The sequence below is a fragment of the Cellulomonas soli genome, assembly GCF_013409305.1.
GTDB lineage: Bacteria > Actinomycetota > Actinomycetes > Actinomycetales > Cellulomonadaceae > Cellulomonas > Cellulomonas soli.
In genome coordinates this window covers 2437865-2450173 of sequence record NZ_JACBZJ010000001.1, presented here as the reverse complement: position 1 = coordinate 2450173, position 12309 = coordinate 2437865, and the positions used below count along the sequence as shown (strand labels likewise).

Annotated in this window: 13 protein-coding genes; 6 read left to right on the top strand and 7 right to left on the bottom strand. The window is 72.3% G+C overall.

Translation table 11 applies throughout. The annotated features are described in order from the left end of the window. The 7 genes from BKA22_RS11375 to BKA22_RS11345 all read right to left on the bottom strand — a co-directional run bounded on the left by BKA22_RS11375 (nt 1) and on the right by BKA22_RS11345 (nt 6965). Complete coding sequence (locus tag BKA22_RS11375; RefSeq protein ID WP_371863659.1) at nt 1-348, bottom strand: flagellar basal body rod protein FlgB; 348 nt, start codon at nt 346-348, stop codon at nt 1-3. A gap of 224 nt (nt 349-572) precedes the next feature. After that, nucleotides 573-1025: a hypothetical protein gene (locus tag BKA22_RS19845; protein WP_223203622.1), complete on the bottom strand. Its 453-nt coding sequence runs from the start codon at nt 1023-1025 to the stop codon at nt 573-575. A 5-nt stretch (nt 1026-1030) separates the two neighbouring features. Beyond that, on the bottom strand, nt 1031-1498 hold the full coding sequence (gene fliS / locus BKA22_RS11365) for a flagellar export chaperone FliS (protein ID WP_146953443.1): 468 nt from the start codon (nt 1496-1498) through the stop codon (nt 1031-1033). Nucleotides 1499-1532: 34 nt separating this feature from the next. Continuing rightward, a complete protein-coding gene (gene fliD, locus BKA22_RS11360) occupies nt 1533-2912 on the bottom strand; it encodes a flagellar filament capping protein FliD (RefSeq protein WP_146953444.1) in 1380 nt (459 codons plus the stop codon). Between the two features lie 174 nt (nt 2913-3086). After that, nucleotides 3087-4289, bottom strand: coding sequence for a flagellin N-terminal helical domain-containing protein (locus BKA22_RS11355; protein ID WP_146953445.1), 1203 nt, complete (start codon nt 4287-4289; stop codon nt 3087-3089). 102 nt (nt 4290-4391) lie between these two features. Beyond that, entirely contained in the window at nt 4392-5951 is a 1560-nt protein-coding gene (locus tag BKA22_RS11350) for a glycosyltransferase family 2 protein (protein WP_146953446.1), read from the bottom strand. A gap of 105 nt (nt 5952-6056) precedes the next feature. After that, nucleotides 6057-6965, bottom strand: coding sequence for a sigma-70 family RNA polymerase sigma factor (locus tag BKA22_RS11345; RefSeq protein WP_223203623.1), 909 nt, complete (start codon nt 6963-6965; stop codon nt 6057-6059). Nucleotides 6966-7376: 411 nt separating this feature from the next. Between BKA22_RS11345 and flgN the strand changes: the two genes are divergently transcribed. The 6 genes from flgN to BKA22_RS19840 all read left to right on the top strand — a co-directional run bounded on the left by flgN (nt 7377) and on the right by BKA22_RS19840 (nt 12308). Next, entirely contained in the window at nt 7377-7859 is a 483-nt protein-coding gene (flgN, locus tag BKA22_RS11340) for a flagellar export chaperone FlgN (protein WP_146953448.1), read from the top strand. A gap of 13 nt (nt 7860-7872) precedes the next feature. Then, nucleotides 7873-9300, top strand: coding sequence for a flagellar hook-associated protein FlgK (flgK, locus tag BKA22_RS11335; protein ID WP_146953449.1), 1428 nt, complete (start codon nt 7873-7875; stop codon nt 9298-9300). A 16-nt stretch (nt 9301-9316) separates the two neighbouring features. Beyond that, nucleotides 9317-10198 carry a flagellar hook-associated protein FlgL gene (gene flgL, locus BKA22_RS11330; RefSeq protein ID WP_307725895.1) on the top strand — a complete coding sequence of 294 codons (882 nt, stop codon included), beginning with the start codon at nt 9317-9319 and terminating at the stop codon, nt 10196-10198. Next, entirely contained in the window at nt 10195-10671 is a 477-nt protein-coding gene (locus tag BKA22_RS11325; RefSeq protein ID WP_223203624.1) for a flagellar assembly protein FliW, read from the top strand. The genes flgL and BKA22_RS11325 overlap by 4 nt, the downstream gene beginning before the upstream one ends. 117 nt (nt 10672-10788) lie before the next feature. Continuing rightward, nucleotides 10789-12012 (top strand): EAL and HDOD domain-containing protein, encoded by a 1224-nt coding sequence (locus tag BKA22_RS11320; protein WP_146953451.1) that lies wholly within the window; start codon nt 10789-10791, stop codon nt 12010-12012. Nucleotides 12013-12071: 59 nt separating this feature from the next. Then, nucleotides 12072-12308 (top strand): DUF2530 domain-containing protein, encoded by a 237-nt coding sequence (locus BKA22_RS19840; protein ID WP_223203625.1) that lies wholly within the window; start codon nt 12072-12074, stop codon nt 12306-12308. The last annotated feature ends 1 nt before the right edge of the window (nt 12309 follow it).

Sequence of the window (12309 nt, the reverse complement as noted above, 5' to 3'; positions counted from 1 at the left end):
TCAGCTGGTCCTCATCGCCGTGCGGATGGACGAGTACGTGCCCGAGACGGCCTGCGTCGCGAGCTGGTACCGGAGGTTGGTGTCGACGTTGAGGAGCGTCTCGGTGTCGAGGTTGACGTTGTTGCCGTCCTCGCGGGTGGGCTCCAGGGAGCGGGCGACCGTGGCGGTCACCGATCCCGAGCCCTGGCCGACCGCCTGGGCCAGCTCGTCCTCGAACGACACCCGTTGCGCCTGGTAGTTCGGCGTCTGGATGTTGGCGATGTTGTCCGCGATGACGCGCTGGCGCAGCGCGAGGCCGTCGAGCGCGCTGTTGAGCGCGGCGTAGCCCACGGAGTCGAACAAGCCCATGACGAGGCCCCTCACCCAAGGTGCAGTGCGGTGCGGCCCATCCGTGGCCTGGTTGGTGAGCGATCCGTGCTCAGCCCACCCATCGACCGCGGCGCTGCGGTCGTGAGACGTCCTGAGGTGATTTCCGGCTACGGGCGGCAGATCACCCGATCGGCCGACCCGAACCGGGACAACCCGCTGACCTGCGGGCCGGTCGGGCCGTCACCGGTCGCGCGTCGCCCGTCTCAGGCGTCGGTGTCGAGGTACACGGGCACCTCGACCTGGCGGGGGCGCATGGCCTGGCTGACCTGCGCGTGCCGCCGGCTGGCGACCAGCGCCTCGGCGGTGCGTCGGGCGGCGTCGAGCTGGCGGTCGAGCACGGCCTGCGCGCGTTCGCGCAGGCTGACGGGCAGCGGGCCGAGGTCGGCGGGCGGCTGCCAGGGCGCCGGGGCGGTGAGCGCGTCGGCCTCGACCAGGTGCGCGTGCACGAGGTCACGCTCGACCTGCTCGACGTCGAGCTCGAGCGCATCCAGCGCGCGGGCCCAGGCCTGGTCCCAGCCGGTGGAGCGGCCACGGTCGTCCGGGTCGGTGCGTCCGGGGGCGTGCGCGGTGCGGTCGAGCACGAGCCCCTCGACGGGCGTGGCGGGGGCGACGGGGGCGAGTCGGGTTCCGGCGGCGGTGCCGGGGCCGGTGCGCACGGCCGTCAGCCCACGCCGAGCAGGCCGGCGCCGTTGGCGTCGTCGGTGCCCTCGGCCGCGGCGAACCGGGGTACGGCCCGCCCGCGCGCCTGGGCGGCGGGCTGAGCGGCGGCCTGCTCGGCCGCCTCGTGCCAGGCGGACGCGAGCGGGGCGACGAGCTCGCGGCACGCGTGCACCTTGCCGGCGTCCGCGTGCACGTTCGCCTCGACGAGCTCGGTGAGCACGAACCCGTACAGCGACATCAGCTGCTCGGCGCCGTCCCAGGCATCGGTGTCGAGGCTCGACATGAGCTCACCGACGATGTCCTGCGCGTGCATGAGGCACTGGGAGGCCGCGCCGCGGTCACCGAGCTGGAGCGAGGACTCGGCACGGTCGAGGTCGACGAGCAACCGGTCGTACAGCATCGTGAGCAGCCGGGTCGGCCCGGCGGTCTCGACGGCATCGGTGAGGTAGCGCTGGCGGACGTCGTACATGGTGTTCCCCTCTGCGTCCGGTCCGGTCGGCGGGTCAGCTCGAGGACGTCGAGGACGTCAGCGAGGCGAGCTGGCTGGTCAACCAGCTCGACTGGGCCTGCAGGTTCGACAGCGAGACCTCGAGGTTCGCGTAGATCTTGGTGAGCGACTCCTTGCGCAGCGCGAGGCGGTCGTCCCAGTCGGCGATGCGGTCGTCGAGGTCCTTGACGACACCCTGCTGCGCCTGGATGTTGAGCGTGAGCGTGCCGTTGGTCGCGTTCGACGCCACGGTGGCCGTGGAGGCCAGCCGCTCGGCGACACCGCTGACGACGGCCTGGACCTTGGCGGGGTCGGAGGCGAGCGCGGCGCTGAACAGCGTGTCGTCGAACGTGAAGCTGCCGTCCTTGTTGATGACGAGCCCGATCGTCGACGGCGAGACGCCGTTGACCGGCAGCGACGCCTTCTCGAGCAGGTCCTGCTGCAGCGTGCGGATCGAGGAGTCGCCTGCGAACAGGCCGCCCTTGAGGATCTCGGTGCCGTCGTCGGCGGTGCCGGTCGTCGAGGCGGAGCGCGAGCCGATCTCGGTGAGCACCACGTTGAGGTTGCTCACGAGCGCGGAGGCCATCGTCTTGGCGTTCGAGGTGTCGCGCGCCACGGTGATCGTCACCGGTGTGGTCGTCGCGGCGGTGACGGTCACGTCGACGCCGGTCGCCAGACCCGTGAAGACGTTGGTGGACGACTTCACCGTCGTCTCGGCACCGACCACCCCGGGGAACAGCGTGATCGCCGCGTCGGCGGCGGCCTTCGTCGTGGTGAGCCCGAGCGCGGCCTGCACGGGCGTGCCGGCGTCGTCCTTGGTGTAGGCGACCGAGAACGCGTTGGCCTCGCCCGAGGCGGTTCCGGTCAGCTGGAGCTTGTAGACGGGGACGGCCGACGTCCCGACGTTGATCGCGGAGGCCTTCACCCCGGTCCCGTCGGCGTTGAACGCGGCGACGACGTCCTCGATGTGGGTGCTCGTCGCGGTGATCGTCTTCGTCGTGGCGCCGGCACCGGAGCCGTGCGTGATCGTGAAGGTGGGCGAGCCCGAGTAGTCGGTCGGCAGCGAGGCGAGCGAGGACTGCGCGGCAGCGACCGCGGTGACCTGGAAGCTCAGCGAGGCGGGCTGCGCGGACGTCGAGGCGGTGGCGGTCACGGTCGTGTCGGAGCTCGTGGCCTTCGCCTTGCTCCAGGACGCCGCGGTGGACGCGGTGGTCGCCGAGGTGGCCAGCGACGCGACCTTCGTGTTGAGGGTCTGCAACGCGGTGACCAGCGACGAGGCGGTCGACTGCTTGGTCTTGAGCAGCGTCTGCTGGTTCGCCTCGACGGCCATGAGCTGGTTGATCAGGCTCGTGGTGTCGAGTCCGGACACGAGTCCGTCGATTCCCAGGGTCGCCATGCCTCGTCCTTCGTCGTGCGCCGGCGGCGCGGGCGGTGGTGCTGTGTGTGATCCAGCGGGGTGATGCGTGTGGTGCGGGTACAGCAGACCGGCGGTGGGCGGACGGTCGTCCACCCACCGCCGGTCGGTCAGCTCATCGGGGGTCGAGGGTCACCCGGTGGGGTGACCCGCGGCTCACTGGAGCAGCTGCAGCACGCTCTGCGGGAGCGACTTGGCCTGCGCGAGCATCGCCGTGCCGGCCTGCGAGAGGATCTGCGAGCGGGTGAAGGACACCATCTCCGAGGCCATGTCCGTGTCACGGATCCGGCTCTCCGACGCGGACAGGTTCTCCACCGCGACGTTGAGGTTGTTGATGGTGTGGTCGAAGCGGTTCTGCACGGCACCCAGGCCCGAACGGACCTTGGAGACCTCGGTGATGGCCGAGTCGATCAGGTCGATCGCCTCGGTCGCGCCGGAGGCCTGCGTGAACTTCGGCTCCACGGCGGCGGACTCCGCAGCGGTGGCCGTGGCACCCGGGTCGGTGCCGGTGATCACGATGCCGGCGGTGCCGGTCGTCCCGTCCGCCACGAGGGCGTTCGTGCCGAACGTGGAGTCGAGGGCCGCCTGCAGCTTGGCCTCGGCGGCGGCCGACGTGGTGACGCCGGAGTAGTCGATCGACGACAGGTCGAGGGACTTGGAGCCGACCGACACGGTGCCGTTGAGCGCCGTCCACTTGGTCACGTCGTCGTCGGAGTAGTCCACGGCGCTGTCGACCGTGAGGACTGCCGAGACACCGGCCGACGCAGCGGTCGTGAGCGTCGCCGCGGTGGCGTTGCTCGCGACGGCCGTGACGTCCAGACCGTCGACGCCCAGGCCCACGGCACCGAGGCCCTGGCCGCTGGCCGTCTTGACGTCGACCGTGATCTTGTCCTGCGCCGAGTTGTTGGCGCCGACCTGGAACACGCCCGAGTACTTGCCGTCCAGCAGCTTGGTGCCGTTGAACTGCGTGGTCTCGGAGATACGGGTCAGCTCGGTCTTGAGCTGGTCCATCTCGTCCTTGATGTTGCCCTTGGCGGTGTCGGACAGACCACCGTCGTTGGACGCCTGCACCGACAGGGTGCGCATGCGCTGCAGGATCGAGTGCGTCTCGGTGAGTGCACCTTCAGCGGTCTGGACGACGGAGATGCCGTCCTGCGCGTTGCGGACGGCCTGCTTGGTGCCGCCGATCTGGGCACGCAGGTCCTCGGAGATCGCGAGGCCGGCAGCGTCGTCAGCAGCGCGGTTGATGCGCAGGCCGCTGGAGAGCTTCTCGAGCGACTTGCTCAGGTCGTTCTGCGTGTTGGTCAGGTTGCGGTACGAGTTCAGCGCCGCGATGTTGGTGTTGATCGAGAGACCCATGATGAACGTCCTCCTTGAATCGGGTCAGAGCAGCCCTTCCGTGGGCACACCCCCTCCATCGGCGCCGCCGGGAGGCTGTTGAGAAATTCCTGCAGGACTTTCTCAGACGGACGAGCCGGAGCCGACCAGGCCCGGGGCGACGACCTCGAGGTCCGCCAGGAGCGCCGCGGCGTGCTCCTCGGGCACGAGCGCGAGCGCCTGCTCGAGCCCGACGAGGGCCCTGGTGTCGTGGTACGCGCTGAAGGCGAGCGCACCGGCCAGCGCGCGCTGCCGCGGGTCCTGGCGTTCGTCGAGCGAGGTCGCCACGAGCGGGCACTCCTCGGCCGCCCCGGCGGCACGGAACGCGACCGCCCACTGCGCGGCCTCCTCGAGCGTGAGGGCGGGCGTGAGGAGCGCCACCGAGCCGAGCACGGTCGCGTCCCCGGGGCGTGCCTGCGCCATGCACTCGAGGAACGTGCGCGAGTCGCGCGAGGCGTCCATGACGCACCACGTGGCGTACTCGCGCCACAGCCGGTCGTCGAGCGCACCGATCACCGTGAGCACCCGGTCGCGACCGAGGACGGAGACGAGCCCTCCGGGCGCTCCGGGCGCCACACCGCGCTCCGCGGCGTCACGGGCGACCCGGGCGGCCTGGCGTGCCCGGCCGAGCGTGGCGAGCGCCCAGACCTCCACGGTGACCGAGTCGAGGCGCGAGAAGCGCTCACCGAGGCTGTTGACGGCGGTCGTCGGTGTCGGCGCCAGGGCGTCGAGCGCGGCCTCGGCATCGCCTCGGCGGGCGGCGTGACGGGCGCGAGCGGCACGCGCGGCCCACTCGGTCTCGTCGTGCGTCTGCCAGACGCCGAGCCAGTGGTCGAGCGCGGACTCGTCGCCGACCAGCTCGGCGGGCAGCAGCATGGCCTGCGCGAGCATGACCGCGTGCCGAGGGTTGAGGAACGTCCCGTCGGCGACCGCCGCGCCCAGGTCGAGCGCGTCCTGGTGGCGACCGGTGAACACCGTGGAGCGGGCCACGTGCATCCGCCGCTCCTCCTGCGCCACGGCAGGCAGACCCTGCCGGCGGGCCTCGTCGAGCTCATGGAGCGCGAGTCGCAGGTTCCGTTCGGCCTTGCCCTTGCCCTCGACGACGCCCACCAGGTACCCGGTGTGGTGCAGCCTGACGTCCGGGAGCGCCGCGGTCCGCTCGGGGGCGCCGTCGCGTCGTGCGGGCTGCTCGTGCAGGGCCCCGTGCCACCGGTACTCCTCGCGCCGGAACACCCGGGCGACCGCGTGGGCGTCCGCGGCGGGTGCGAGCGCGAGCGGCAGCGAGCCGTTCACCGGCACGCTCTGCACGAGCACGGTGCACAGCGTCGCGGTGCCGCGCTCGAGCCGGTTCCGCAGGGCCCGGGGGTCGCCCTCGAGCACCTCGTCGGCGTCGATGGACAGGACCCAGTCGGACGTGGCGTGCGTGAGCGCGCGGTTGCGGGCGGCCGCGAAGTCCTCGTCCCAGTAGCCCTCGACGACGATGTCGGTGAACTGCCGGGCGATCTCACGCGTGCGGTCGGTGGAGCCGGTGTCGTAGACGACGATCTCGTCGGCCCAGGCGACGGACGCCAGGCAGGCGGCCAGCACGGCCTCCTCGTCCTTGACGATGAGCACCGCGGACACGGTCACAGCCTGCTGACGCACGACGGACTCCCTCTCCCGGGGCGGTCCGGTGCGCACCCCGTTCACCTGATCGGCCGAGCGGGCCCGGTTGTGAGCCGGACTGCGCCCCAGGTGCGGGGTCGGAGGTCAGGCGGTGAGCTCGGCGGTCCGTCCCAGCGTGCGGTCGGCCGCGTAGCCGGCGGTGCGCTGCGTCGGCAGGACGCCCGCGGGAGCGGTCATCGTGGCGGCGGGGGCGAGCGCGGCACGAGCGGCCACGGCGGCGAAGTAGGTCTGGCGGCGACGCTCGGCGACACCGTCGGGCCGCGAGGCGGCGGGCACGAGCTCGGGGTCGAGGCCGGCGTTCATGCCGTCGCGCAGGAGGGTCAGCGCCTCGGTGCGCAGCTGGCTGATCCGCGACTGCGTGACACCGAGCTCGTCGGCGAGCTCGGCGACGGGCCGGTCCTGCAGGAACAGGCCCTCGACGACGAACCGCAGCCGCTCGGGCAGCGTGTGCACGGCCGCGCCGAGCCAGCGCAGGCGCTCGTCGACGAGCAGCGCCTCCTCGGGGTTCGGCGACTCGTCGCGCACGAGGTCGGCGACGGGGTGCTCGGTGGCGTCGATGGACAGCACGCGACGCTCGGCGTCCTGGCGGGCGCGGTCGACCGTCTCGACGTCGGAGCCGAGCGCCTCGGCGAGCTCCTCACGCGAGGGGGTGCGCCCGAAGGTGGCGGTGAGCCGCTCGGAGGTCGCGGCGAGCTCGCGGACCCGGTGGCGGGCACCACGGGAGGCCCAGTCCATGGAGCGCAGCTCGTCGACGAGCGCGCCGCGGATGCGCAGCGCGGCGTACCGGGCGAACGGCACCCCGGTCGACGGGTCGTACGCACGGGCCGCCAGCACCAGCGCGAGGCTGCCGGCGGACGCCAGCTCGTCGCGCGACACCGTCGGGGGGACACGGTGCAGGAGCTCGCTGACGTGGTAGCCGACGAGCGCGAGGTTGGCGAGGACGAGCGCGTCGGTGTCGACGCTGTCGCCCTGGCTCTGCTTCACGTTGCTCACAGATCGGTGGTCGGTTCCCATGGCCGCAGTCTTGAGCACGAGGGGCGTTCCCGTGAACGGGCGGTTTTACCGGGTCGCAGAGTTGCACCATTGGCAATCCGGACGTTCCAGGACGGCGAATCGCCCAGCAGTGCCCATAGGCGCAGGGACCGGGCCGGTTGCGTGTGATGCAGATCACATTCGGAATCCTTCAACGCCCTGGGTGCCTCCACCCGGTTCTGGACGAACGTCCATCTCACGGCCCCTCCCCTGGTCGCGCAGCCGGTCGGCACAGCACCCCCGGCACACCCCGTCCACGACACGGCACGAACTACCCCGCCCGAACTCGTCAGCAACCGGACGCACGGCCCGATGGGCAGGGGACGACCGGTCGGCATCCCGACAGGTATGCACGCGTCAGAAGGGACGACGATGGCTCTGAACCGGCTGTCCGAGGTGCTGTGGCAGGAGCGCCACCTCCTCGAGCTGCTGCTGTTCAAGCTCGAGGAGGAGCAGCTGCTCCTCACGAGCGGACGCACCCGCTGGCTCGCGCACGCCACACGCGAGGTGGAACAGGTGCTCGCCGAGATCCGCGACGCCGAGCTCGGCCGCGCGGTCGAGGCCGAGGCCGTCGCCCAACAGCTGGGCATCGACCCCGGGTGCAGCCTCGGCGTCCTCGCCGACCACGCCCCCGCGCCGTGGGACGAGCTGCTGCGCGCCCACCGCGACGCGTTCGCCACCCTCACGAGCGAGATCGCCCAGCTCGCCGACGGCAACCGCGAGCTCCTGGCCATGTCGCACCGCGCCACCCAGGAAACCCTCATGACCCTGCACGAGACCGTGCACACCTACGACGGCACGGGCCAGCGCCACGACGGCGAAGCCCTCGCCCAGCTGCTCGACCGCTCGATCTAGGAGGCCTTACCCCGTGAGCACCTTCTCCGGACTCGGCACCGCGCTGAGCTCGCTGATCGCCCAGCGCCAGGCCCTCGAGGTCTCCGGCCAGAACGTCGCCAACGCCAACACCGTCGGCTACACGCGCCAGCGCGCCACCATGGTGTCGCAGCCGACCGCGGTCGTCGCATCGATGTTCTCCACGTCCAGCGGCGTCGGCAACGGCACCCGCGTCACGGGCGTGGCCCGGCTCGGCGACACCTTCCTCGACGCGCAGGTGCGCGTCACCACCTCGTCCTCCGGCTACCTCAGCGCGCGCGCCTCCGCGTACGACACGCTCGAGAACTCGGTCGGTGAACCCGCCAAGACCGGCCTCGCGACGCAGCTCAGCACCATGTGGTCCTCGTGGCAGGACCTCGCCAACACCCCGGACAAGGACTCGGCGCGCTCGGTCGTGCTGGAGAGCTCGACCGCGGTCGTCGACCGCCTCGCCTCGCTGTACACCTCCGCCCAGACCCAGTGGGAGCAGGGACGCACGAGCACCGTCGAGACGGTCGCGCAGGCCAACACCGTCGCCGCCAACGTCGCCGACCTCAACAAGGAGATCCTCAACATCCAGAACGCGGGCGGCAACGCCAACGAGCTGATGGACCAGCGGGACCTCCTCGTCACCCAGCTGTCCGAGATGGTCGGCGGCGTGGCAAGCACCCGCGACAACGGCCAGATCGACGTCCTCCTGGGCGGCAACTCCCTCGTCTCCGGCACGACCGTGCACACCCTGCAGGTCTCGGGCGCGACGACGTTCCTCCAGGCGAACGCCGGGACCTCGGTCTCCGTCGTGTGGGCCGACCGGCCCACCGTGCCCGTCGGCCTGAGCGGCGGCACCGTCGCCGGGCAGCTGTCCGTGCTGGCACCGCCCGACGCGACCGGCACCGGCGGCATCCTCACCGAAGCCGCAGCCCGGTACGACACGCTCGCCACGACCATCGCGAACCAGGTCAACGCCCTGCACACCACCGGGCAGACCATCGCCGGCGCCGCGGGCACCGCCTTCTTCACGTTCGCCGCGGGCCAGCCCGCCGCGCTCGGCCTCACGCTCGCCGTGACCGACAAGGCCGACATCGCGGTGGCCACCCCGACCGGCGGGGCGCTCGACGGCTCGATCGGCAAGGCGATCGGCGCGCTCGGCTCGTCGACCTCCGGGCCCGACGCCGTGTGGAGCGCCTCCGTCGTCGAGCTCGGCAGCCGGGCCGCCAGCGCCACCGCGCGGTACACGGTCGCCGAGGCCGCGCGGACGAACGCCTCGACCCAACAGCTGTCGCAGGCCTCGGTCGACACCGACGAGGAGACCGTCAACATGCTGGCCTACCAGCGCGCGTACGAAGGAGCCGCCCGCGTGATGACCGCGATCGACGAGATGCTCGACACCCTCATCAACCGGACCGGCGTGGTCGGGAGGTAATGCTGTGATTCCCCGCGTGACGCACCTGACGGTGCAGAGATCCACCCTCGGCAACCTGCAGTCGAACCTGCGGACCATGGCCGACCTGCAGACCAAGATGTCGAGCGGCAAGAACGTCAACGCGCCGTCCGACGACCCGGCCGCCGCCTCCGACATGCTCCGGCTGCGGGCCGACCAGCGCACCTCCAACCAGTACTCGCGCAACGCCACCGACGCGGAGGCCTGGCTCACCACGGTCGACACCGCGCTGACCTCGTCGCTGTCGGCCCTGCGCCGCGCCCGCGACCTCACCGTCCAGGGCGGCGACGCGGCCCTCGGCGCGCAGTCCCGCGAGGCGCTCGCCGCCGAGATCGACGGCGTCAAGGCCCAGCTGCTCAGCCAGTCCAACACGACGTACCTCGGCCGGACCGTCTTCGCCGGCACGTCGAACGCCGGCGTCGCCTTCGACTCCACCACCTACGCCTTCACCGGGACCGTGGCCGGGGTCACCCCGCCCGTCGAGCGCAAGGTCGGCGACGCCGTCGACGTGCGGGTCGACGCCGACGGCGCGGCGGTCTTCGGCGAGGGCACCACCTCGGTGTTCGCCCTCCTGGACGACATCGCCACGCAGCTGCGGGCCGGCGGCGACCCCACCGCCTCGCTCGACGACATCGACACGCACATGGACGCGATGCTCACCCAGGTCGCCTCGGTCGGTGCCCGGCACAACCAGGTGCTGACCGCCCAGTCCACGCTCGCGGACCGCCAGCTCGCGCTCACCACGCAGCTGTCGTCCATCGAGGACATCGACCTCGCAGCGGTCATCCTGGACCTGCAGGCGCAGGAGGTCGCGTACAAGGGCGCCCTCGGCGCCACCTCGAAGGTGCTGCAGCCCACGCTCCTGGACTACCTGCGATGAGCGCCACCCTGATGAAGGAGGCGCCGACCGTGCGCACCTCGACCACCGTCCTCGTCCGGACCGCCCACGGCCCCTCGGCCGTGCCCGCCACCCTCCGGCTCCTCGACCCGCTGCCCGGCCTGCCGGCGCACGACGAGCTGCTCCTCGACCCCCTCGACGACCAGGGCGCGCTGTTCGCGCTGCGCAGCACCGACGACGTCGGTGTCCCGCTGCGGCTGTTCGTCGTCGCGCCCGACGCGTTCTTCTCCGGCTACACCCCGGACGTGGCCGCCACGGCCGCCCGCCTGCGCCAGGACGGGACCGACCCGGCCGACGAGGGCCACACGCTGCTCGTCGTCGTGCACCCCGCGGGGCCCGCGCACGCCCAGCCGACCGCCAACCTGCTCGCCCCGCTCGTCGTGGACAGGGCCACCGGCCGCGCCGTGCAGGTCGTCCTCGAGGGCGACTGGCCGCTGCGCGCACCGCTCGGCTGACGCCGCACGTCGCGTCCGACCGACATGACCACCCGCCTGCTCTGGCGCGAGTTCCTCAGAGCCGACGCCGTCCGACCGATGGGTCAGGGGACGCCTGATGATCCGCATGGAGGGACGATGAGCGTGCTGCACGACTTCAGCTATGGACGTCAGGTGGGGTCCGTCACGATCCAGCGCCAGCCGATCGTCCACCCCGACCGCAGCGTCTTCGGGTACGCCGTGCGCGCCCAGGTCCTCGACTCCTCCGGTGTGCCCGAGCCCGACGACCGCGTCGAGAACCTCGTCGACGCCGAGCTCGGTCAGCTCGACCTGGAGACGCTCGCCGGCGACCGTCCGCTCGTGCTGCGCGCCACCGCCGGCATCTTCACGGGCGCGATCCCGCTCACCCGCACAGGCAGCGGACTGCTGCTGGAGATCCCGCTCACCCTCGCGGTGCGCGACGACGCCGTCGTGCGGGCCTCGACGCTGCGCGGCGCCGGCCAGCACCTGGTGCTGGGCGACTACAGCGGCACCGCGTCGCAGGACGCCCTGCTGCCCTACGTGGACCACGTGAAGATCGACACGGCCCGCGGTGCGGATCGCATCGCGACCCTCGTCGAGCGTGCCCACAACGTCGGCGTCGGGGTCATCGGCGAGCGCGCCGACACCCGCGAGCGCATCCGCCTCGCCCGCGAGATCGGCATGGACCTGCTCCAGGGGCCCATGTTCGAGCGCAACCACGAGACCACCGGCCGCAGCTTCAACGCCGGCGAGCTGCAGTGCCTCGAGCTCATGCAGCTGCTCTCCGCCGACGCCATCGACCAGGCCGCTGTCGTCCGCATGGTCGGCTCGGACCCCGAGCTGGCGATCCGCGTGCTGCACCTGGTCAACTCGAGCACGTACGGCATGCGCCGCCGCGTCGACTCGGTGCACCAGGCCGTCGTGCTCGTCGGCCCGCAGCAGCTCGCCGCGCTCGCGATGGCCTCGCTCATCGACGCCCGCCCGACGACCGTCGGCGCACTGTGGGCCGTGCTCACCCGCGCGCAGACCGTGCGGGCGCTCGCCGGCTCCGACGCCGGGTACACCGTCGGCCTGCTGTCGGCCGTCGCCGCCCAGCAGCACTACTCGGCGGACGACCTGGTCAGCCGCACCGGGGTCTCCGACGACATCGCCCAGGCCCTCCGCACCGGCACCGGCCCCTACGGACCTGCGCTGTCGGCCGTGCTCGCGCACGAGGAGAACGACGTGGAGGCCGTCCTCGCGACCGGCTTCGAGCCGTTCGACGTCGCGCACACGTACCTGGCCGCCGTGCCCGAGGCGCTCGCGACGGCCTCCGCGCTGGCGATCAGCTCGCGCGGCTGACGGCCCGGCGCCCGCGGACCGGACCCGTCCGCCCCGCGGGCGCGCAGTAGGCTCGGCCCGTGGGCACCCTGCGCGAGGACCTGCTGCGCCCGAGCAGCCAGACACCGGCACCCGTCAGCGTCGACCTGCGGCACGTCGTGGTCGTGGGCATGGCCCTGTGGGCGCTCGGGCTCGTCGTGACCGGTGTGCTCACCCTCACCGGTCGGGCCGAGTGGTCGGCCGTGGCGGTCTGCGGCACCGGGCTCGCCCTCGGCGTGCTCGCGCTCGCCTGGACACGGCGCCACCCCGACGCCTGAG

Excerpts from the sequence above, each read along its gene's own strand:
- BKA22_RS11325 (WP_223203624.1), top strand. The coding sequence starts at position 10,195 with ATGAGCGCCACCCTGATGAAGGAGGCGCCGACCGTGCGCACCTCGACC.
- BKA22_RS11320 (WP_146953451.1), top strand. The coding sequence starts at position 10,789 with ATGAGCGTGCTGCACGACTTCAGCTATGGACGTCAGGTGGGGTCCGTC.
- fliS (WP_146953443.1), bottom strand. The coding sequence starts at position 1,498 with ATGTACGACGTCCGCCAGCGCTACCTCACCGATGCCGTCGAGACCGCC.
- BKA22_RS11355 (WP_146953445.1), bottom strand. The coding sequence starts at position 4,289 with ATGGGTCTCTCGATCAACACCAACATCGCGGCGCTGAACTCGTACCGC.
- BKA22_RS11375 (WP_371863659.1), bottom strand. The coding sequence starts at position 348 with ATGGGCTTGTTCGACTCCGTGGGCTACGCCGCGCTCAACAGCGCGCTC.
- flgN (WP_146953448.1), top strand. The coding sequence starts at position 7,377 with ATGGCTCTGAACCGGCTGTCCGAGGTGCTGTGGCAGGAGCGCCACCTC.
- fliD (WP_146953444.1), bottom strand. The coding sequence starts at position 2,912 with ATGGCGACCCTGGGAATCGACGGACTCGTGTCCGGACTCGACACCACG.